Below are 21,806 nucleotides of genomic sequence, written 5' to 3'. Positions count from 1 at the left end.
AAGCAAGAGAAGATGGCTGACATGATGAAGGTAGGGTTGTCCACCCAGGCTGCGGCCGCTCACTGGGGCGAGGGTGCCCTGCTCAGTTTCAATGGCGATGAAGCCACTATTCACCTCGGCGCTCTCTCTGTTGAGAAAGAGGTGCTGCGCGCTGTGCAGCGTGCTGCCCGTCGTCTCGAGTCGAGCGGGATCAAGCGGGTTGCGCTGGTCGGTGAAGGCTGGGATCTGGAGCGTCGCTACGCGTTCGCTCAGGGTTTCTACGCCGCCAAGGGAGCCCGTGAACTGGATTTCGGCCAGCAGAGCGACGCGGATGCCCGCGAGCTGGATGGCTTGCTCAAGGCGACCCGCTGGGTGCGCGAGATCACCAATGGCACCCCGGAGGAGATCTACCCCATGAGTCTGGCGGAGTCGGCGCTGCTGCTGATCCGCGGTCTGGCTGGCGACAAGGTGACCGCCCGCATCACGGCCGGTGAAGCGCTGCGCGAGTCTGGCCATATCGGGATCTGGTCGGTGGGCCGTGGCAGCGAGCGCGAGCCTGTGCTGCTGGAGCTTGACTACAACCCGACTGGTGATCGCAATGCGCCCGTGGTGGCGGTGCTGGTGGGCAAGGGGATCACTTTTGACTCCGGTGGCTACTCCATGAAGTCCTCTGACAACATGCTGCCGATGAAGTCCGATATGGGCGGTGCCGCCATGGTGACCGGTGCGCTGGCGCTGGCCATCAGGCGCGGTCTGAACCAGCGGGTGAAGTTGATCCTCTGCTGCGCCGAGAACCTGGTCTCGGGCCACGCATTCAAGCTGGGCGACATCCTCACCTACAAGAACGGCATTTCGGTCGAGATCCAGAATACCGATGCCGAAGGGCGTCTGGTGCTGGCCGATGGTTTGATGGCAGCCTCCGACAGTGGCGCGGCCTATATCCTCGATGCCGCCACTCTGACCGGTGCGGCCAAGATGGCGCTGGGCCGCGACTACAATGCGGTGTTTGCCCTCGATGAAGCCGAGCAGGCTCGCACACTGGCCGCCGCCAAAGCGGAAAACGAGCAGGCCTGGGCGCTGCCGCTGGAGCCCTGGCATGCCGGCCAGCTCACCTCGGCCTTTGCCGATCTGGGCAACGTTGCTTCAGCTGAAGGGACAGCTGGTGCCACTACGGCAGCTGCCTTCCTCTCCCGCTTTGTGCGCGATGAGGGCAAGGGGTGGGTACACCTGGATCTGGCCGCTTCTTACCAGAAAGCGGGTAACGATCTGTGGGCAACCGGTGCCAAGGGCCATGGCCTGCGTACTATCGCCCGCTGGCTGCAGGAGGTGAGCGCATGAACGTCTGGTTGAGCCGGGAATTGGCCCCTGCCGAGTGGGGGGAGGGGGCGCTGCTCTCGCACCGCGCCGATGGCATGGTGATCCATCTGACAACGACCAATGCCTTGCTGGATATTCAGCAAGCGGCGCGTCGTCTCTGCCAGCAGGGAATCCAGAAGGTGTCTCTGGCTGGCCACTGGGAGCGCGAACAGCAGTGGGCCTTTGCCCAGGGCTTGCAAACCCCCAAGGCCGAGGTGCAGCTGCAGTGGGCCATGTCCTCGGAAGAGGACAGAGAGGAGCTGGAAGCACGCTGGCTCTGTGGCCGCTGGGTGCGGGAGATGACCAATGCCACGCCGGAGCAGCTGGGGCCGCTGGAGCTGGCGGTTGAAGCCGCCTCCTTTATTACCGAGCTGGCACCGGACAAGGTGAGCCACCGCATTCTCAAGGGGGAAGCGCTACAACAGGCTGGCTGGGTCGGCCTCTATCAGGTGGGCCGCGGCAGCGAGCGCGAGCCGGTGCTGCTGGAGCTCGACTTCAATCCGGGGCGGGATCCCAAAGCGCCGGTGGCAGCGGCTCTGGTAGGCAAGGGGATCACCTTTGACTCCGGTGGCTACTCCATGAAGAGCTCCGAGGGGATGCTCACCATGAAGTGTGACATGGGCGGCGCCGCCATTGTGACCGGCGCATTGGCGCTGGCCATGCTGCGCGGGCTCGACAAGCGGGTGAAGCTCATCCTCTGCTGCGCCGAGAACCTGGTCTCCGGCCACGCCTACAAGTTGGGGGACATCCTCACCTACAAGAACGGCACCACGGTCGAGATCGTCAACACCGATGCCGAGGGGCGGCTGGTGCTGGCGGACGGCCTGCAGCTGGCTAGCGAGTCCGGTGCACCGCTGATCATCGATGCCGCAACCCTGACCGGTGCGGCAGTGATGGCGCTGGGTGGACGTTACAACGCCCTGTTCGGTCTCGACAAGGGGCTGGTGAGCCGGGCCATGGCGTATGCCGATGCAGAGCAGGAGCCGGCCTGGCCGTTGCCGCTGGAGCCCTGGCACCGCCAGCAGTGTCCTTCCCACTATGCCGACACGGCCAACAGCCGTCCGGTCAAGGGGGGCGGACCGGGTGGCGCCTCCAATGCTGCGGGTTTCCTCTCCCGTTTCGTCGGCAATGAGGGGGAGGGGTGGCTTCACATCGATCTGGCTGCCTGCTTCAGTGACAACGGCGACAGCCTGTGGGCACCAGGGGCCAATACCCTGGGGATGCGTACCATAGCGCGCACGCTGCTGGCAGAAGTACTTTAAGCATGACAAGGCACCTTCGGGTGCCTTTTTAGTGATGGTTGAATAGTGAGCAAAAGATGTCGTTTTGCTGGCTTAAGGAGACTATCGTGCGCAAGCGCACATATTTTCCCGCTCAGCCCGGTCAAGATGAGTATGAATGTTGAATGCAGGGGAGTGATTTTTAATAAAAAGTTGCTTGTTTGTGTGTTTTTCCGGTTTTTGTTTACGTATAATCGCCAGCGAACATGGATTCTAACAATAAAACACTGTAGTTAAGGAAAGATATCAATGGCCATCGAACGTACCTTCTCTATCGTCAAGCCGGATGCTGTCAGCAAGAACCTGATCGGTGCCATCTATAGCCGTTTCGAAAGCGCAGGCTTGAAGGTGGTGGCATCCAAAATGCTGCGGATGAGCAGCGAGCAGGCAGCCGGTTTCTATGCCGAACATCAGGGCAAGCCTTTTTATGACGCACTGGTCAGCTTCATGACTTCCGGCCCCGTTATGGTACAGGTGCTGGAAGGGGAAGATGCCATCCGTCGCAACCGTGAAATCATGGGCGCAACCAACCCGAAAGAGGCACTGGCCGGTACCCTGCGTGCCTGCTACGCCGAGAGCATCGATCGCAACGCCGTGCACGGCTCCGATGCACCGGCTTCCGCTGCCCGTGAAATTGCTTACTTCTTCTCTGACAACGAGATCTGCCCGCGCGGCTGATTTTCGTGGATGATGACCCAAGGGAGCCTCGGCTCCCTTTGTTGTTTTGGTCGTTCTGCCAATATCCCTCTATTCTCCAGGTGGAAAGCCGCACCCATAATTTGTACAATGCCGCCCCCTGACGTCGTCAGCCAATAATTGATTGAAGTGTTTGAACCGAGGCCATTGATGAGCGAAACAAAAATCAACCTGCTGGATCTTGATCGGGATGCCATGCGTGCCTTCTTCGTCGAACTGGGCGAGAAGCCGTTCCGGGCAGATCAGGTCATGAAGTGGATCTATCACTTTGGTTGTGATGATTTCGATCAGATGACCAACGTCAACAAGGTGCTCAAGGAGCGCCTGAAGGCGATCGCCGAGATCAAGGCGCCCGAGATCAGCCGCGAGCAGCGATCTTCCGATGGCACCATCAAGTGGGCGCTGCAGGTGGGCGATCAGGAAGTAGAGACTGTCTACATCCCGGAAGATGATCGTGCGACCCTCTGCGTCTCCTCCCAAGTGGGCTGTGCGCTGGAGTGCAAGTTCTGCTCCACGGCTCAGCAAGGTTTCAACCGCAACCTGAAAGTATCCGAGATCATCGGTCAGGTGTGGCGTGCTGCACGTGTCGTGGGGGGCAAGCGCCCCATCACCAACGTGGTGATGATGGGGATGGGTGAGCCGCTGCTCAACCTCGCCAACGTGGTGCCGGCCATGCGCCTGATGATGGATGACTACGGCTTTGGCATCTCCAAGCGCCGCGTCACCATCTCCACCTCCGGTGTGGTGCCGGCGCTCGACATGCTGGGCGACCAGATCGACGTGGCGCTGGCCATCTCTCTGCACGCACCGAACGACAAGTTGCGCTCTGAGATCATGCCGATCAACGACAAGTACAACATCGAGGCCTTCCTCGCGGCGGTTCGTCGCTATCTGGGCAAATCCAATGCCAACGGCGGCCGGGTGACCGTCGAGTATGTGCTGCTCGATCATATCAATGACGATATGCAGCATGCCCACGAGCTGGCCAAGGTACTCAAGGATACCCCGAGCAAGATCAACCTGATCCCGTTCAACCCCTTCCCGGGCAACCCCTACGGCAAGCCGAGCAACAGCCGTATCGATCGCTTCTCCAAGGTGCTGATGGAGTACGGTTTCACTGTGATCGTTCGCAAGACCCGTGGTGACGATATCGATGCTGCTTGCGGCCAGCTGGTGGGCGACGTGATTGACCGCACCAAGCGCACCATCAAAAATCGGATGCAACAGGATGGGATTTCCGTCAAAATGGTTTAATTGCTAAGCCATTGTATAGACAGGGAATGGATACACGTACATTGATGGTAGTGGCAGCGCTTAGTGCGCTGCCAGGTTGTGTGACCGAGACCACTTACGCTGGCCAGAATTCCACCCAGCGTGAGTCGGGGCCCGATCTGAAGGCTGCGGCCCAGACCCGCATCGATCTCGGTATTCAATATCTGCAGCAGGGCAATGCCGAACAGGCCAAGTTCAATCTTGATCGCGCCCTCAAATATGACCCCTCCAATCCAGCGGTTCAGATCGGCTTCGCCTATTTCTATCAACAGGTCGGTGATTTCAAGGCGGCAGAGACCAGCTACAAGAACGCCCTGGCCATGGATCCGTCCAATGCTGACGCAATGAACAACTATGGCGCCTTTTTGTGTGACCGCGGCCGCTATGACGAGGCAGACAAGGCGTTCAACCAGGCTGTTATTCAGCCAGGTTACGTGAAAATTGCCGATACCTATGAAAATGCGGCACTTTGCGCCCAGCAAAATCATAGAAATGATAAAGCAAGCGAGTACTATCGCTTGGCCTTGGGGTATAATCCCCGCAACCCAAGGTTATTGCTGGACTTGGCCGAGCTTTCCATGAAAGATGGCAAGCTGCCTGATGTGCAGTCCTACCTCGCCCGTTTCACAGAAGTGTCAGACGAGAACGAGGACAGTCTCTGGTTGAGATTGCGGCTGGCACAGGCAATGGACAAACCGGCATTACTCCACCAATTCGGGAATGAGCTGGTAAGGCAATATCCCACTTCGCAACAAGCCAAGCGTTATTTAGCCAATGACTACTGAACAGCAACACGATTTTCAAGACGACATCCAGGCAGTGGGCCCAGGCCAGCTGCTGCGCAACGCCCGTGAACAGCTCGGCTGGACCCGGGAACAGGTTGCGTCCCGCATTCACCTTCGTCTGACCCTGATTGCCGCTATCGAATCGGATACATACGACAAGCATACGTCTCATACCTTTATCCGGGGCTATCTGCGCACCTACGCCAAGCTGGTGGGGATCCCGGAGGAGACCATTCTTGCCGCCTACGACAAGCTGGGGCTGACCCCGCCCGACAATATCGACATGCAGAGCTTCTCGCGCCGTTCCCGTCAGCAGGCGAGCGATAGCCGTCTGAAAGTCGTGACCTGGCTGGTGATCCTGGTGCTGATTGCGCTCTCTGTTGCTTGGTGGTGGCAGAGCACGACCCGCCGCTCCGCCGGTGATGAGGCGCTGGCCGCGACCGAAATGAGCACAACCGCAGCGCCAACTGCCGACACCGCAACCGTTGCGGTGGCCAATGATGCAACTGCGCCGGCTCAGGATGTCTCTGCCGCGGCAGCTACCATCGTTGCCCCGACTACTGCTGTTTCCGACGCGGCTGCCACCCTGGCTCCGGCTTCTGCTGCCGTGGCGTTGACCGACGCCAGCGGCGCCGTCAGCACGGTGGCTGATGTTGCCGCCTCCGGTGCCACTGCGACCGAATCTGAAGAGACTGCGGTTGATCCGGCAACTGCGCCGCAACTCAAGATGAGCTTTACCGCCGACTGCTGGCTGGATGTGAAGGATGCCAAGGGCAAGACTCTCTTCAGCGGTCTGAAGAAGGCAAATGACGAGCTGGTACTGGAAGGTGCCGAGCCCCTGAAGTTCATCATTGGCGCGCCGATGGCGGTCAAGCTCGACTACAAGGGCAAATCCTTTGATATGAGCCGTTACAACAACGGCCGTACTGCCCGCTTCTCACTGCCGCAGGAGTAATCTGTTCGTCATGTCCGCACACGAATCTCCCATTATTCGTCGTAAATCACGGCAGATCATGGTTGGCAATGTACCGGTAGGGGGCGATGCCCCCATTACGGTGCAGACCATGACTAACACCAAAACCACCGATGTCGCCGCCACTGTCGAGCAGATCCAGCGGATTGAGCGGGTAGGTGCCGATATCGTCCGGGTTTCCGTGCCCACCATGGAAGCAGCGGAAGCGTTCAAGCTGATCAAACAGCAGACTCGCATCCCCATCGTTGCCGATATCCATTTTGACTATCGCATCGCCCTGAAAGTGGCCGAGTATGGCGCTGACTGCCTGCGTATCAATCCGGGCAACATCGGCAACGAGCAGCGTGTGCGCTCTGTTGTCGATTGCGCACGCGACCTCAATATCCCGATCCGCATCGGGGTCAATGGCGGGTCGCTCGAGAAGGATATTCAGGAGAAGTATGGCGAGCCGACCCCGGAGGCACTGGTGGAGTCCGCCATGCGTCACGTCGAGTATCTCGATCGCCTCGATTTCCAGAACTTCAAGGTGAGCGTCAAGGCGTCCGATGTATTCCTCGCCGTGGGCGCCTATCGCCTGCTGGCCAAGCAGATTGAGCAGCCGCTCCATCTGGGCATTACCGAAGCGGGCGGTTTCCGTGCCGGTGCGGTGAAGTCCTCCATTGGTCTTGGCATGCTGCTGGCTGATGGCATCGGCGACACCCTGCGCATCTCGCTGGCGGCTGATCCGGTAGAGGAAGTGAAGGTCGGTTTCGACATCCTCAAATCCCTGCGGATCCGCTCTCGTGGCATCAATTTCATCGCTTGCCCCTCCTGTTCCCGTCAGGAGTTCGACGTCATTGGCACTGTCAATGCGCTGGAAGAGCGGCTCGAAGACATCATCACCCCGATGGATGTCTCCATCATCGGCTGTGTGGTGAACGGGCCGGGCGAAGCGCTGGTTTCCGATCTGGGTCTTGCCGGTGCGGCCAACAAGAGTGCCTTCTACGAAGGAGGCCAGCGGGTTGACCGGCTCGACAACAAGGATCTCATCCCGACCCTTGAGCGCCGCATTCGTGCCCGCGCCGCCATGCTGGACCCGGTTAACCGGATCCTGGTGGACAAGGATTGAACGGACAGGGGCCACTTCGGGTGGCCCTCTTTCCAGGTGACTGATTTTACACCCCGCTTGCGGATTCCCTGATTTTACCTCGGGGGTGAAAATCCCTATAATGCGGCCAAATTTTACCTCTTTTTCTCGAGTATCAACGTGGCAAAACAGATCCAAGCTATTCGCGGTATGAATGATTGCCTGCCGGAGCAGAGCCCGGTATGGCAGAAGGTTGAACAGATCCTGCGCCAGGTCGTTGCCAGCTATGGCTACAGCGAAGTGCGCATGCCGATTGTCGAGCAGACCCATCTGTTCAAGCGCGCCATCGGTGAAGTGACCGACGTGGTCGAAAAAGAGATGTACACCTTTGAAGATCGCAATGGCGACAGCCTGAGCCTGCGTCCGGAAGGGACTGCCAGCTGCGTCCGCGCCGGTATCGAACACGGCCTGCTCTACAATCAGGAGCGCCGGATGTGGTATATGGGCCCCATGTTCCGTCACGAGCGTCCCCAGAAGGGCCGCTATCGCCAGTTCCACCAGTTTGGTGTCGAGCTGTTTGGCATCAACGGGCCGGATATCGACGCCGAGCTCATCATGCTGACCAACCGCCTGTGGCGTCTGTTCGGTATCAGCGAGCATGTGACTCTGCAGCTCAACACCTTGGGTCAGAGCGCCGAGCGTGCCGCTTACCGTGATGCGCTGGTTGCCTATCTGGAGCAGTACAAGGATCAGCTGGACGAAGAGAGCCAGCGCCGCATGTACAGCAACCCGCTGCGAGTGCTCGACTCCAAGGACGAGAAAGTGCAGGCCGTGCTGGTCGGTGCACCCCGTCTGTTCGACCATCTGGGCGAAGAGAGTCTGGCTCACTTTGAGGGGCTCAAGCGCCTGCTCGACTCTGCCGGCATCAAGTACGAAGTGAACGAGCGTCTGGTGCGTGGCCTCGACTATTACAACCTCACCGTATTCGAGTGGGTGACCAACAGCTTGGGTGCCCAGGGCACCGTCTGTGCCGGTGGCCGCTATGACGGTCTGGTGGAGCAGTTGGGTGGTCAGCCGACGCCTGCGGTCGGTTTTGCCATGGGCATGGAGCGTCTGGTGCTGATGCTGGAGACCCTTGAGCTCAACGGCGACATTCGCCCGGCAGTTGATGTCTATCTGGCGATGGTGGGCGAGGGGACCGAGCAGGCTGGCTTCCAGCTGGCCGAGCGTCTGCGTGATGCGCTGCCGGATTTGCGCCTGATGAGCCACTGCGGCGGCGGCAACTTCAAGAAACAACTCAAGCGTGCCGACAAGAGCGGCGCGTCCATCGCCCTGATCCTTGGTGAGACCGAGGTGCAAAACGGGGAGATCACTATCAAATATCTGCGTGGTCAGGCCGAGCAACAGACCGTCAAGGTTGACGCCGCCATTGCCCTGCTGGCAGCCAAAGGAGAGTAAGCTGTGGAAGTTTATACCACCGAAGAACAACAGGTTGAGGTTATCAAGGAGTGGTGGAAAGAGAACGGGACTTCGGTGATCGCCGGTACCGTGATCGGTCTGGTCGGCCTGTTTGGCTGGCGCTACTACAACCAGTACCAGCAACAGACCATGGAGGCATCCTCCCATGCCTACAACCAGGTGATTACCCAGCTGGCTAAAGGCGATGCCGCCGGTTTCGAGCAGGCAGCGCAGTTTGTCTCCGCCAACAAGGGCGACTCCTATGGCGAGCTGGCCGCGCTGCAACTGGCCGCCGCCGCCGTCAAGGCCGGCAAGCTGGATCTGGCTGCCGAGCAGCTGACCCAGGTGGCCACCAGTGGTGACGAGAGCATTCGTCCCATCGCTGCACTGCGTCTGGCTCGCGTATTGAGCGATCAGGGCAAGGCAGATGACGCGCTGGCCCAGCTTGGCAAGATCAATAGCGACGCCTTCAAGGCCCAGGTGGCCGAAGTGCGCGGTGACATCCTGCAAAAGCAGGGCAAGATTGAGGAGGCTCGCGATGCCTATCAGGCAGCGGCCGATGCCGGCGGCCTGCAGGGCAGTCAGGAGCTCAAGTTGAAGATGGACGATCTGGCCCTGCCGGCCATGACCACGGGTGAGGCACCGGATGCGTAATCTATTCAAAATGGTGGCGCTGGGGGCTGCGGTCTCCTTCGCCCTGCAGGGCTGCTCCCTGTTCAGCTCGGAAGAGGATTTGAACCCCATGGCACCGCTGCCCAAGGTCGAATCCGCTTTCAGTGCCGATACCGAGTGGTCTTCCACCGTCGGTGACGGCATCGGTGACTTCTACTCCCAGCTCAAGCCGGCAGTGGAAGATGAGCGCATCTATGCCGCTGCGCGCGATGGCGATGTCACCGCCTTCGACCGTGCCAGTGGCGATCGTCTCTGGACTGTCGATCTGGCCGACCTGCCGGTCAACGCCGACAAGCGCAGCGCTCGTCTCTCCGGCGGTCTGGTCTCCCGTTACGGCAAGCTGTTCCTCGGCTCCGAGAACGGGGTGGTCTACGCCCTGAACGAAGAGAACGGCGAAGTGCTGTGGCAGACCAATGTGCCCGGCGAAGTGGTCGCCAGCCCTGCGGTTGAAGATGGCCGTGTGGTGGTTCTGACTACCTCCGGTCGTCTGATTGCGCTCGACACCGATGAAGGCAAGATGCAGTGGACGCTCTCCGAAGAGCAGCCTCCGCTGACCCTGCGCAGTGCCGGTGCCCCGGTGATCACCAATGGCGCCGTCATCTATGGCCGTGCCGATGGCAAGGTTGGCATCGCGCTGCTGAGCAACGGCCAGCCGGTGCGTCAATCCAAGGTAGCCGACCCGCGCGGTGCTACCGAACTTGACCGCATGGTGGACGTCGATGCCAGCCCGCTGATTGCCGGTGATGAGCTCTACGCCATCGCCTACAATGGCCAGTTGATGGCGCGCAAGCTGATGAGCGGCGACGAGGTGTGGAAGCGCAAGTATTCCGGCTATCGCGATCTCGCTATCACCGGCAATGCCATCGTGCTGACCGACAGTCGCAGCCACTTGTTTGCCATCGACCGTCGCAATGGTCTGGAGCTGTGGTCCAACACCCAGCTGGAGAATCGTACCGTCACTGCACCTGTCATCTTCGGTGACTATGTGGTGGTGGGTGATGTGGAAGGATACCTGTACTGGCTTGATCGTACCGACGGTACCATCAAGGCGATGCAGCAGCTCGACAGCAGTGGTCTGTATGCCGCCCCGCTTGTGGATGGTGACACCCTGTATGTGCAGAGCCGTGGCGGCAAGCTGTACGCACTAAAGCGTCCTTGATCGTCCGTTAATTTGAATATCCGGCTCCTGGTCTTCGGACCCGGAGCCTTTGTCGTCTTGAGAATGAGGCTTTTATGACTCCTGTTGTTGCCCTGGTGGGCCGCCCCAATGTGGGGAAATCCACCCTGTTTAACCGCCTGACCCGTACCCGGGATGCCCTGGTTGCCGACTTCCCCGGCCTGACCCGGGACCGCAAATATGGCCAGGCGAAGCTGGGCGAGCTGGAATTTATCGTGGTCGATACCGGCGGTATCGATGGCACCGAGGAGGGGATCGAGCTGAAGATGGCCGAGCAGTCCCTGCTGGCTATCGAAGAAGCCGATGTGGTGCTGTTCATGGTGGATGCTCGTGCCGGTTTGACTGCTGCGGATCAGGCCATCGCCGAGCACCTGCGCAAGACCCACAAGAAGGTGTTTCTGGTCGCCAACAAGACCGACGGCATCGACGGTGACTCTGCCGTTTCCGAGTTTTACGGTCTGGCGCTGGGTGAGGTCTACCAGATGGCGGCCGCCCACGGTCGCGGCGTATTGAGCCTGCTGGAGCTGGCACTGGCTCCTCACCTGGAGACGCTGGTCGAAGCCGCTGGTGGCGAAGAGGTGCAGGACGAGGAAGAAGAGGACTTCGACGAAGAAGCCCTGCTGCGCATGGTGGCTGCTGGTGAACTCGATACCAAAGAGGACACCAAGGAGACGCCGTTCGCCGATCTGCCCATCAAGTTCGCCATCGTCGGTCGCCCCAACGTCGGCAAATCAACCCTGACCAACCGCATGCTGGGTGAAGATCGGGTCATCGTCTATGACATGCCGGGCACCACCCGTGACTCCGTCTACATCCCGATGGAGCGTGACGAGCAGAAGTACGTCATCATCGATACCGCCGGCGTGCGCCGTCGTGGCAAGGTACACGAGACGGTGGAGAAGTTCTCCGTCATCAAGACCCTCAAGGCCATCGAAGATGCCAACGTTTGCCTGCTGGTGATCGACGCTCAGGAGACCATCACCGATCAGGATTTGAGCATCCTCGGCTTCGTGCTCAACACCGGCCGCTCCGTGGTGCTGGTGGTGAACAAGTGGGATGGTCTGGATCAGAAGGTGAAAGAGGATGTGAAGAACGAGCTGGATCGTCGCTTGGGCTTCATCGACTTTGCTCGCGTTCACTTCATCTCCGCCCTGCACGGCAGCGGTGTTGGCCACCTGTTTGAATCCATTCAGGAGGCTTACCAGTCCGCAACGCGCCGTACCAGCACCGCCATGCTGACCCGGATCATGCAGATGGCACAGGAAGATCACCAGCCGCCTATGGTCAATGGTCGCCGCGTCAAACTGAAATATGCCCACGCCGGTGGTTACAACCCGCCGCGCATCGTGATCCACGGCAACCAGCTGAACGACTTGCCGGACTCCTACAAGCGGTATCTGATCAACTACTTCCGCAAGTCCCTCAAGATCATGGGCTCACCGATCCGGGTCGAGTTCCAGGAGTCGGTCAACCCGTTTGAAGGCAAGAAGAATACCCTGACCCTGAGTCAGGAGCGTCAGCGCAAACGGCTGCTGAAGATGAAGAAGAAATAAGCCCTGGCGGCTGCCCTCACCGGCAGCCGCTTTGTTATCCTCGTCATGTCAAGGTGAGGAGCAAGGGGAGGGGGATCTGCCATGGAGCCAGACCATGGCAGATCCACTTTTCGAGGAGTTGATTATGGAAGCCCTGCTTTGTCCATCCTGCCAGAGTGAACTGGATACCCGCAGCAAGGAGCAAACTTGCGGTAACTGCAAGGCCATTGTGCGGGTCACTGCACTTTGCCCCACCTGCCATCAGGAGCTGGAGCGCCTCAAGGCATGTGGTGCGGTCGATTACTTCTGCAATCACTGCAACTCGCTGGTCTCCAAGCGCTCGGTGCAATTTAGCGCCGACATCCAGCAAGCCTGAGAAATCCAGAGCATAAAAAACCCGGCTAATGCCGGGTTTATGCTGTGTGCTCTGCGATAAGCAGAGTATAGGATCGATTTCTGCGCCACAGGTTGCGCTTGATGTCATTAAGCTTGAGTTTGCGTCTGGGGCTCCAGCTGCACTTTGCTTTTCTGACCAGACTGATTTTTCTACGTTTTTGCATCTTGGTCTCCTCCCAACTTAGGTGGCCATCCGGGCCTTGGGTCATTGATGGAGCCCATCCGAAATTGCTGTTATTTAATCTCTCAACATAATGAAAACAATGCGATTTCGGATAGGCTCCGATGTAATTCGATGGTAACAGAGAAGTTTGCGTGAAAACAGTCGAATAATGGTTTGTTAGCGCATGGTGATCTGATTGACCACCTCGGCGATGACGGTAGGGCGCTCCGCCAGCTCAGGTTCGCTGGCGTTGTCGATGTTTTCGCGCTGTTGCGCTCGTTGCTTCTCGTTGTCGAGCCAGAGCAGGCTCTGGTAATACTGGCGCACGTTGTTGACGTAGTTGCGCGCCTCACCACCACGGGCATAGCCGTAGCGCACCTTGCGATGCCAGCGCGCCTGCTGCAGCAGCGGCAGCACCTCTTTCACGTCGCCCCAGGCATCCGGGTTCTTGCCCAGATCCTTGGTGAGGCGACGGGCATCCATCATGTGGCCGTAACCTATGTTGTAGGCGGTGAGGGCAAACCACACCTTCTCGTCATCGGGCACCGAGTCGGGCACCTTCTCCATCATCTGTTGCAGATAGAGGGCTCCGCCCTTGATGCTCTCTTCCGGATGGAGCCGGTCGTTGACCCCCATCGCCTTGGCAGTGGGCTCGGTCAGCATCATCATGCCGCGCACGCCGGTGTAAGAGCGAGCCTGCGGATCCCAGTGGGATTCCTGATAGCTGATGGCGGCCAGCAGTCGCCAGTCGATGTTTTTGGCATGGTTCTGGAACAGCGACTGATATTTGGGCAGCAGGCTCTTGGCCCGCTGCAGGAAGGTGCGGGTATCGACGAAATCGAAGTTCTGCACGTGGCCGAAGTACTTCTCGTCGAGCTTGGCAATGGCGCCATCCATGAAGCGCTGGCCGAAGAAGTCGATGACGCTGGCATAGAGGCTGTCATCGGGCAGCTTGCTCATGGCCCAGGCGACGGTCTGCTTCTGGGCCAGGGTCAGCCCCTCGGTGAGCTCCGGGTAGTAGCGCTGGCTGCGGGCCAGCACAGTATCCTGCACCACCGTGTAGTCAATCTTGCCCTCGACCACCTGTCTCAGGAGATCTTCCAAATCGGCGCTGTTGCTGACGCTCCAGTTGAGGTCAGGATTGCTCTTGCTGAGCTCCTTGAGCAGATCTTCACCGGTCGAACCGGCAGCCACCACCAGCTTGCCCTTGATATCATCGAGAGAGTCCGGCTTTGGCTTGCCGTTGCGATAAACCAGTTTGGGGGAAACCTGATAGAAGCCCGGTCCGAAACGAAACAGCTGGCGCCGCTCCGGGGTGACCATGATGGCGGCCGCAGCCAGATCGAGTTTGCCTTTCTTGAGCAGGTTTACCAGTTCATCCGAACTGTTAACCGGCACTATGGTGAGTTTTACTCCCAGCCAGTCGGCATAGTTTTTCGCCAGCTCGTAATCGAACCCCTGGGCGGTGTCGTCACGCTGGTAATAGGAGGTGGGGCCATAGATGGTACCAACCCGGATCTCGCCCCGTTGGCGGATCTGCTCCAGCTGGCTGGAGGGGGTGTAGAAGTCACAACCGACCAGGGTCAGCAGCAACGTCAGCCCGATAAATAGTCGAAAAATGCAGCGCAAGTAGGTGAGTACCTTTGTTGAAAAAATCGGCATTTGTCAAAAAAGAAGCACCTTTATACCAGAGAGTGTGCGCCGAGTCACACTACACAAAACGAGAAAAACGTTTGTCCGCTGTGAGCCAGCTCCCTATAATACGCGCGTCTCAATTCCCCCCACTTCAAAACTTGGTGAGAAAGGTCATATGGATATCTTGCGTGGTGCCCCTGCACTGTCTGAGTTTCGTGTCCAAAAACTGCTGCAGCGATTTGCGCAGATGAAACAGGAGAGAGGAGTAGAGATAGAGGATGTCTATGCCGAATACGTGCACTTTGCCGAGCTTTCGAGCCCGCTGTCGCCCCCGGAGCGAGCGACCTTGGGCCAGCTTCTGCGCTACGGCCCGACTATCCCCGAACACACCCCCAGCGGTCAGCTGTTTCTCGTTACCCCCCGCCCCGGCACTATCTCCCCCTGGTCTTCCAAAGCAACCGATATCGCCCACAACTGCGGCCTGAACAAGGTCAAGCGGCTGGAGCGTGGTATTGCCTATTACCTGACCATCAAGGGGCAGGGTGAGCTGAGTGCCGCCCAGCGCGCCGATGTGGCGGCCGTGCTGCACGATCGCATGATGGAGACGGTGTTTGCCGACATGGAAGCGGCGAGCGCCCTGTTTGCCCACCACGAACCGCGCCCCTTCACCCAGGTCGACGTGCTGGGTGGTGGTCGCGTAGCCTTGGCCGAGGCCAACGTAGCACTCGGTCTGGCCCTGGCCGACGACGAAATTGACTATCTGGTGGAGAATTTCACCTGGCTGGGTCGCAATCCCAACGACATCGAGCTCTACATGTTTGCCCAGGCAAACTCCGAGCACTGTCGCCACAAGATCTTCAACGCCGACTGGACAATCGACGGTGAGCAGCAACCCAAGTCGCTGTTCAAGATGATCAAGAACACCTTCGAGCAGACGCCGGATCATGTCCTCTCTGCCTATAAAGACAACGCCGCCGTGATGGAAGGGAGCCAGGGTGGCCGCTTCTTCCCGAGCCCGGCCAGCGGCGAGTACCAGTATCATCAGGAGCAGGTCGACATCCTGATGAAGGTAGAGACCCACAACCACCCGACCGCCATCTCCCCGTTCCCGGGGGCTGCTACCGGCTCAGGCGGCGAGATCCGCGACGAGGGGGCCACCGGTCGCGGTGCCAAGCCCAAGGCGGGTCTGGTCGGTTTCTCCGTCTCCAACCTGCGCATCCCCGGCTTCGAGCAGCCTTGGGAGCAGGATTTCGGCAAGCCGAGCCGCATCGTCAGCGCGTTTGACATCATGCAGGAGGGGCCGCTCGGCGGCGCCGCCTTCAACAACGAGTTCGGCCGTCCGGCCATTCTCGGTTACTTCCGTACCTTCGAAGAGGAGGTGCCGGGCCACAACGGCGTCGAGGTGCGTGGCTACCATAAACCCATCATGCTGGCGGGCGGTATCGGCAATATCCGCTCCGAGCATGTCCAGAAAGGGGAGATCCCGGTCGGGGCGGCCCTCATCGTGTTGGGTGGCCCGGCGATGAACATCGGTCTGGGCGGCGGTGCGGCTTCCTCCATGGCTTCCGGCCAGTCGGCCGAAGATCTCGATTTTGCCTCGGTGCAGCGCGACAACCCCGAGATGGAGCGCCGGTGTCAGGAGGTGATCGACCGCTGCTGGCAGCTGGGGGATGACAACCCCATCGTCTTCATCCACGACGTGGGGGCGGGTGGCCTCTCCAACGCCATGCCGGAGCTGGTGAGCGACGGCGATCGCGGCGGTCGCTTCGATCTGCGCGCTATCCCGAACGACGAGCCGGGCATGAGCCCGCTCGAGATCTGGTGCAACGAATCCCAGGAGCGTTACGTGCTGGCGGTGGCCAGGGAGAAGCTGCCGCTGTTCAAGGCTCTGTGCGAGCGCGAGCGCGCACCCTATGCCGTCATCGGTACTGCCACCGAAGAGAAGCACCTAACGCTCTCCGATCAGCATTTTGACAACCACCCCATCGATTTGCCGCTGGATGTGCTGCTGGGCAAGACCCCCAAGATGCATCGCGATGTTGCAAGCCTGCCTGCCCAAGGCAAAGCGCTCCAACTCGATGGCATCACCCTGGGCGAAGCTGCCGAGCGGGTGCTGCGTCTACCGACCGTGGCGGAGAAGTCCTTCCTTATCACCATCGGCGATCGCAGCGTGACCGGCTTGGTCAATCGCGACCAGATGGTTGGCCCCTGGCAGATCCCGGTGGCTGACTGCGCCGTCACCGCGGCCACCTACGACAGCTACCACGGTGAAGCCATGTCCATGGGCGAGCGCACCCCGGTGGCGCTGCTTTCCCACGCCGCCTCTGCCCGCATGGCGGTAGCGGAAGCACTCACCAACTTGGCACCGGCTCACATCGGCTCGCTCAAGCGGGTCAAGCTCTCCGCCAACTGGATGGCTGCCGCCGGCCATCCGGGGGAAGATGCTGGTCTCTATGAGGCGGTCAAAGCGGTGGGTGAGGAGCTCTGCCCGGCCCTTGGCATCACCATTCCGGTGGGCAAGGACTCCATGTCCATGAAGACCCGCTGGCAGCAGGATGGCAAGGAGCAGAGCGTCACTTCGCCGCTCTCCCTGCTCATCTCGGCGTTTGCCCGAGTTGAGGATGTACGCAACACGGTCACGCCGCAGCTGCGTACCGATCTCGGTGAGACCGACCTTATCCTCATCGACCTTGGCAATGGCAAGCAGCGCCTCGGTGCCTCCGCACTGGCACAGGTCTATCGCCAGCTGGGTGACAAGGCGCCGGATCTCGACAATCCGGTCCAGCTCAAAGGCTTCTTCAACGCCATTCAGGCACTGGTAGCTGATTGCAAACTGATCGCCTATCACGACCGCTCCGACGGCGGCCTGTTTGTCACTCTGGTGGAGATGGCCTTCGCCGGTCATTGTGGTCTCGACATCCAGCTCGATCGCATCGGCGGCGAGCTGCTGCCTGCGCTGTTTAACGAGGAGCTGGGCGCCGTTATTCAGGTGCGCCGTGAAGATAAAGAGGCGGTGATGACCCTGCTGGCCGGTCACGGTCTGGCGGCTTGCTCCCACGTGCTCGGCACGGTGCGCGAGGGGGATCTCATCACCCTGCAACGGGCCGGTCAGGAGGTCTATCGCGCCAGCCGCACTGCCCTTCGCACTATCTGGGGCGAGACCAGCTGGCAGATGCAGCGTCTGCGCGATAACCCCGAGTGCGCGGATCAGGAGCATGCTGCTCGTCAGGACGCCACCGATCCGGGCCTGCAGGCCAAGCTCAGCTTCAACCCGGCCGAAGATGTGGCAGCACCTTACATTGCCCGTGGGGTCTCCCCCCGTCTGGCGGTGCTGCGCGAGCAGGGTGTCAACTCCCACGTGGAGATGGCGGCGGCGTTTGACCGCGCCGGTTTTGCGGCAGTGGATGTCCATATGAGCGACATTCTCTCCGGTCGCATCAAGCTGGAGGAGTTCCAGACCTTGGTGGCCTGTGGCGGCTTCTCCTACGGCGATGTGCTTGGGGCGGGTGAAGGCTGGGCCAAGTCCATCCTGTTCAACGACAACGCTCGCGAGCAGTTCCAGCGTTTCTTCGAGCGCGGCGATACCTTGTCGCTGGGCGTGTGCAACGGTTGCCAGATGATGTCCAACCTGCGGGATCTCATCCCGGGCGCCGAGCTGTGGCCGCGCTTTGTGCGCAACCGCTCCGAGCGCTTCGAGGCCCGCTTCAGTCTGGTTGAGGTACAGGAGTCCCCGTCGGCCTTCTTCGCCGGCATGGCCGGTTCGGTGATGCCGATTGCCGTCTCCCACGGGGAAGGGCGGGTCGAGGTGCGCGATGCTGCTCACCTGAACGCACTGCAAACCAGCGGGCTGGTGGGGCTGCGCTTTGTCGACAACCGCGGCAGCGTGACCGAGCAGTACCCGGCCAACCCGAACGGCTCGCCGGAGGGTATCACCGCCGTGACCACCACCGATGGCCGCGCCACTATCATGATGCCGCACCCGGAGCGGGTGTTCCGCACCGTGGCCAACTCCTGGCACCCTGACAACTGGGGTGAGGATGGCGCCTGGATGCGGATGTTCCGCAACGCCCGGGTTCGTCTGGGTTAATAGAGATGGCGCTAGCGCGTAACAACAGAAACCGGCCAATTGGCCGGTTTTTTTTATGGAGCAACTGAGTGGGTTAGGCAAGCGAGGTGGCAAGTCAGCCAATGGCTTTGTCGCAGAGTACGTTGATGAGGGAGAGAATTGATCCAGGCTCTGCAAATGGGTTCGGGGGAAAAGATGAGGATAAAAAAACCGGCAGCCAAGGCTGCCGGTTTTGATTTAGAGAAGGGGGATTATTGCAGTACGACGTTCTGAAAACCCTGTACCAGCGAGATGACCGGTTGTGGGTAGAGGCCGAGCAATACCACCAGCGCAGCTGAGAGCAGTACGACGACACCACCGGAGGAGAGCGCCCAGTTGGCGCTGGCATCGCGTTGCTGCATGCCCGGCTCGCGCAGATAGAGGGTCACCATCACTCGGAGGTAGTAGTAGAGACCCAGCGCACTGCCCAGGATGATGGCGGCGGAGAGCCACCAGAGCTGGGCCTCGACAGTCACACCGATGAGGTAGAACTTGCCGATGAAGCCAAGCGTCATCGGGATACCGGCCAGAGAGAGCATCATCACGGTCAGTACGGCGGTCAGGTAGGGACGCTTCCAGAACAGGCCGCGATAGCTGTGCAGAGAGTCCGCATCCTTGCCGCGATAGGGGCTCGACATCATGCTGACGACGCCAAAGGCGCCGAGGCTGGTGAACAGATACATCAGCAGGTAGACCCCGGCCGCTTCCACCGGCATCTGGCCGATACGGCTCGCCACGATCACCGCCAGCAGATAGCCAAAGTGGGAGATGGAGGAGTAGCCCAGCATCCGCTTGATGTTGCTTTGTACCAGTGCCAGCAGGTTGCCGATGAGGATGGAGATGAAGGCCATGGCGGCCAGCAACCAGTGGATCATGGGATCGGCTGCAGCCGGTACAGCCAGATAGAAGCGCAGCAGCACGGCAAACACGGCGACCTTGCTGACGGTTGCAAGGAAGGTGGCGACCGGTGCCGGTGCACCTTCGTAGACATCCGGTGTCCAGAGGTGGAAGGGGGCCAGCGAGAGTTTAAAGGCAAAACCGACCAGCATCAGACCAAGACCGCCCATCAGCAGCGGATGGTGAGCCGGGCTCTGGGCCATGGTCACCCCGAGGGCATCAAAGCTCAGGCTGCCAGCCTGGGCATAGAGCAGCGCCATGCCAAACAGCAGGAAGGCGGTGGCAGCGGCAGAGAGCACCATGTACTTCACCGCGGCTTCCAGCGAGTGGCGCTCGCGGTAGGCGTAACCTACCAGACCGAACATCGGCAGGGTCAGCATCTCGATCCCGATAAAGAGGGAGGCGAGGTGGCGGGAGCAAGCCAGCACCAGACCACCGGCCGTGGCGATCAGCAGCAGCAGGAAGAACTCTTCCCGGTTATCCGGGTAGGCTTTCAGCCACGACTGGCCGAAGGTACAGGTTGCCAGCGCACCAATCAGCACCAATCCCATGTAGAAGACGGCATAGCCATCGACTTGCAGCAGCGGGGTGACCCCCTGATCTCCTTGCGCCATCACGATGGGCAGGGAGAAGAGCGCCAGGTTGAGACCAATGATGGTGACGGTAAAGGCGGTAGTGACACAGCGGCGCCACGCGATGGCCAGCATCAGGGCGGCCATGGCCCCGGTGGTCAGCAGCAGGGGAAGCAGTGCCAGCAGTTGGGAAGCGGAGAAAGTCATTGCAGAGCTCCAGCAGTTGGCAGCAGATACCAGTGCAGCACGTTGATAAGGCTGCTGCTGGCGGTATCAATCACGGGTTGGGGATAGAGGCCAAGCAGAACCAGCAGGCCCGCAATTACCATCATCATGGTCAGTTCGCGGCGATCCAGTCCTTTCAGGATGCTCTCGTCTTTGGCCGGGCCAAAGCAGGCGCGCTGCAGCATGATGAGGGAGTAGACCGAGGCCAGCACCAGACCGAAGGTAGCGACCGCAGTGATCACCGGGGCGACCTGGAAGCTGCCGATCAGGATCAGGAACTCGCCGACGAAGTTGCCGGTGCCCGGCATGCCCAGAGAGGCGACCGAGAAGAAGAGCATCACACCCGGCAGATAGCGCAGGCGTCCCCACAGACCACCCATCTGGCGCAGATCGCGGGTGTGCAGGCGCTCGTAGAGCTGACCGCAGAGGATGAAGAGGCCGGCGGCGGAGAGACCGTGGGCGATCATCTGCACAACGGCACCCTGCAGGGCCACTTCGCTACCCGAATAGATAGCGATCATCACAAAACCCATGTGGGAGATACTGGTGTAGGCCACCAGCCGTTTGATGTCGGTCTGGGCAAAGGCCACGATGGCGCCATACACGATGCCGACAAGACCCAGCACCATGGCGTAGGGGGCAAATTCGGCGGAGGCCTCCGGGAACAGCGGCAGGGCGAAGCGCAGCAGGCCATAGGCGGCGGTTTTCAGCAAAATACCGGCCAGGTCCACGGAGCCTGCGGTCGGCGCCTGACTATGGGCATCCGGCAGCCAGCCGTGCAGCGGCACCAGTGGCATCTTGACGGCGAAGGCGATGAAGAAGCCCAGCATCAGCAGCCACTGTACACCCTTGCTCATCGGGGTATTGAGCAGATCCAGATAGTTGAAGGTGAAGACACCGGTGGCATGCTGGTGGGTCAGCACCAGCCCGATGATGGCCACCAGCATGATCAGGCCGCTCACCTGGGTGTAGATGAAGAACTTGGTCGCCGCGTTGATCCGTGATTTGCCGTCAGTGACCGAATGGCCCCAGAGCGCAATCAGGAAGTACATGGGAACCAGCATCATCTCCCAGAAGAAGAAGAAGAGGAACAGATCCAGCGCCATAAAGACGCCGAGCACGCCACCCAGGATCCAGAGCAGGTTCAGATGGAAGAAGCCGATGCGTTGCACGATCTCTTTCCACGAACAGAGGATGGCCAGTACCCCGATAAAGCAGGTGAGGATGACCATCAGCAGTGACAAACCATCCACTGCCAGATGCAGGGAGATGCCGAAGCGGGGGATCCAGGGCAGACGCCATTCGGCAGCCCATGGGGAAGCGGCACCAGTGACGCCCGCGCTATCGAGGCCGGTGGTGGCAAGAGAGAAATCACCACTTAGCCAGATGGCACAGGAGAGCAGCAGGCTGGCGCTCATGGAGAGGAGGGCAACCCAGCGGACAAACTGCCCGCCGAGACGCTCCATCTGCCAGCAGAGTAAGCCGCCGATGAAAGGAATTAACAAGATCCAGAGTAAGGTCACGGTATCAGCTCTCGTTCAAGTTCATATGAGATTGCACGCCCTGT

General features: G+C 60.1%; 16 protein-coding genes. 13 read left to right on the top strand and 3 right to left on the bottom strand.

What is annotated here, in order from left to right; genetic code table 11:
* Positions 1 to 12: 12 nt before the first annotated feature.
* From pepB (I6L40_RS14655) to I6L40_RS14600, 12 genes are all read left to right on the top strand, one after another.
* Positions 13 to 1,317 carry an aminopeptidase PepB gene (gene pepB / locus I6L40_RS14655; RefSeq protein ID WP_071910652.1) on the top strand — a complete coding sequence of 435 codons (1,305 nt, stop codon included), beginning with the start codon at positions 13 to 15 and terminating at the stop codon, positions 1,315 to 1,317.
* On the top strand, positions 1,314 to 2,597 hold the full coding sequence (gene pepB, locus I6L40_RS14650; RefSeq protein WP_071910650.1) for an aminopeptidase PepB: 1,284 nt from the start codon (positions 1,314 to 1,316) through the stop codon (positions 2,595 to 2,597). The genes pepB (I6L40_RS14655) and pepB (I6L40_RS14650) overlap by 4 nt, the downstream gene beginning before the upstream one ends.
* A 267-nt stretch (positions 2,598 to 2,864) precedes the next feature.
* A complete protein-coding gene (ndk, locus tag I6L40_RS14645) occupies positions 2,865 to 3,293 on the top strand; it encodes a nucleoside-diphosphate kinase (protein WP_041207423.1) in 429 nt (142 codons plus the stop codon).
* A 168-nt stretch (positions 3,294 to 3,461) separates the two neighbouring features.
* Complete coding sequence (locus tag I6L40_RS14640) at positions 3,462 to 4,565, top strand: bifunctional tRNA (adenosine(37)-C2)-methyltransferase TrmG/ribosomal RNA large subunit methyltransferase RlmN (protein WP_033114506.1); 1,104 nt, start codon at positions 3,462 to 3,464, stop codon at positions 4,563 to 4,565.
* Positions 4,566 to 4,576: 11 nt separating this feature from the next.
* Positions 4,577 to 5,368 carry a PilW family type IVa pilus biogenesis/stability lipoprotein TapF gene (tapF, locus tag I6L40_RS14635; RefSeq protein WP_143241688.1) on the top strand — a complete coding sequence of 264 codons (792 nt, stop codon included), beginning with the start codon at positions 4,577 to 4,579 and terminating at the stop codon, positions 5,366 to 5,368.
* Positions 5,358 to 6,323: a cytoskeleton protein RodZ gene (gene rodZ, locus I6L40_RS14630; RefSeq protein WP_216994466.1), complete on the top strand. Its 966-nt coding sequence runs from the start codon at positions 5,358 to 5,360 to the stop codon at positions 6,321 to 6,323. Before tapF ends, rodZ begins: the two co-directional genes overlap by 11 nt.
* A gap of 10 nt (positions 6,324 to 6,333) precedes the next feature.
* Positions 6,334 to 7,449: a flavodoxin-dependent (E)-4-hydroxy-3-methylbut-2-enyl-diphosphate synthase gene (gene ispG / locus I6L40_RS14625; protein WP_033114509.1), complete on the top strand. Its 1,116-nt coding sequence runs from the start codon at positions 6,334 to 6,336 to the stop codon at positions 7,447 to 7,449.
* A gap of 138 nt (positions 7,450 to 7,587) precedes the next feature.
* Positions 7,588 to 8,865, top strand: a complete 1,278-nt coding sequence (hisS, locus tag I6L40_RS14620; protein ID WP_033114510.1) for a histidine--tRNA ligase — start codon at positions 7,588 to 7,590, stop codon at positions 8,863 to 8,865.
* A gap of 3 nt (positions 8,866 to 8,868) precedes the next feature.
* Positions 8,869 to 9,519, top strand: a complete 651-nt coding sequence (locus tag I6L40_RS14615; protein WP_071910646.1) for a tetratricopeptide repeat protein — start codon at positions 8,869 to 8,871, stop codon at positions 9,517 to 9,519.
* Complete coding sequence (gene bamB, locus I6L40_RS14610; protein ID WP_033114512.1) at positions 9,512 to 10,696, top strand: outer membrane protein assembly factor BamB; 1,185 nt, start codon at positions 9,512 to 9,514, stop codon at positions 10,694 to 10,696. Before I6L40_RS14615 ends, bamB begins: the two co-directional genes overlap by 8 nt.
* 74 nt (positions 10,697 to 10,770) lie before the next feature.
* On the top strand, positions 10,771 to 12,267 hold the full coding sequence (gene der / locus I6L40_RS14605; protein ID WP_104014530.1) for a ribosome biogenesis GTPase Der: 1,497 nt from the start codon (positions 10,771 to 10,773) through the stop codon (positions 12,265 to 12,267).
* A 124-nt stretch (positions 12,268 to 12,391) separates the two neighbouring features.
* The gene (locus I6L40_RS14600; protein WP_071910699.1) at positions 12,392 to 12,622 is read left to right on the top strand and encodes a zinc ribbon domain-containing protein; all 231 of its coding nucleotides are present in this window, start codon (positions 12,392 to 12,394) and stop codon (positions 12,620 to 12,622) included.
* Between the two features lie 360 nt (positions 12,623 to 12,982).
* On the opposite strand, the gene mltF is transcribed toward I6L40_RS14600, so the two are convergent.
* A complete protein-coding gene (gene mltF, locus I6L40_RS14595) occupies positions 12,983 to 14,467 on the bottom strand; it encodes a membrane-bound lytic murein transglycosylase MltF (RefSeq protein WP_182925650.1) in 1,485 nt (494 codons plus the stop codon).
* A 148-nt stretch (positions 14,468 to 14,615) separates the two neighbouring features.
* On the opposite strand from mltF, the gene purL reads away from it, so the two are divergent.
* Positions 14,616 to 18,527 carry a phosphoribosylformylglycinamidine synthase gene (purL, locus tag I6L40_RS14590; RefSeq protein ID WP_216994465.1) on the top strand — a complete coding sequence of 1,304 codons (3,912 nt, stop codon included), beginning with the start codon at positions 14,616 to 14,618 and terminating at the stop codon, positions 18,525 to 18,527.
* Between the two features lie 230 nt (positions 18,528 to 18,757).
* On the opposite strand, the gene nuoN is transcribed toward purL, so the two are convergent.
* Together nuoN and nuoM are read right to left on the bottom strand one after the other, a co-directional pair.
* Entirely contained in the window at positions 18,758 to 20,221 is a 1,464-nt protein-coding gene (gene nuoN, locus I6L40_RS14585) for an NADH-quinone oxidoreductase subunit NuoN (protein ID WP_041207431.1), read from the bottom strand.
* The gene (gene nuoM / locus I6L40_RS14580; RefSeq protein WP_041207432.1) at positions 20,218 to 21,762 is read right to left on the bottom strand and encodes an NADH-quinone oxidoreductase subunit M; all 1,545 of its coding nucleotides are present in this window, start codon (positions 21,760 to 21,762) and stop codon (positions 20,218 to 20,220) included. Before nuoM ends, nuoN begins: the two co-directional genes overlap by 4 nt.
* Between the last annotated feature and the right edge of the window lie 44 nt (positions 21,763 to 21,806).

Origin of the sequence: Aeromonas sp. FDAARGOS 1410, from assembly GCF_019048745.1 — a bacterium.
GTDB lineage: Bacteria > Pseudomonadota > Gammaproteobacteria > Enterobacterales > Aeromonadaceae > Aeromonas > Aeromonas jandaei.
The sequence above is the reverse complement of the archived record's forward strand: the minus strand, read 5'-3'. Positions and strand labels throughout refer to the sequence as shown.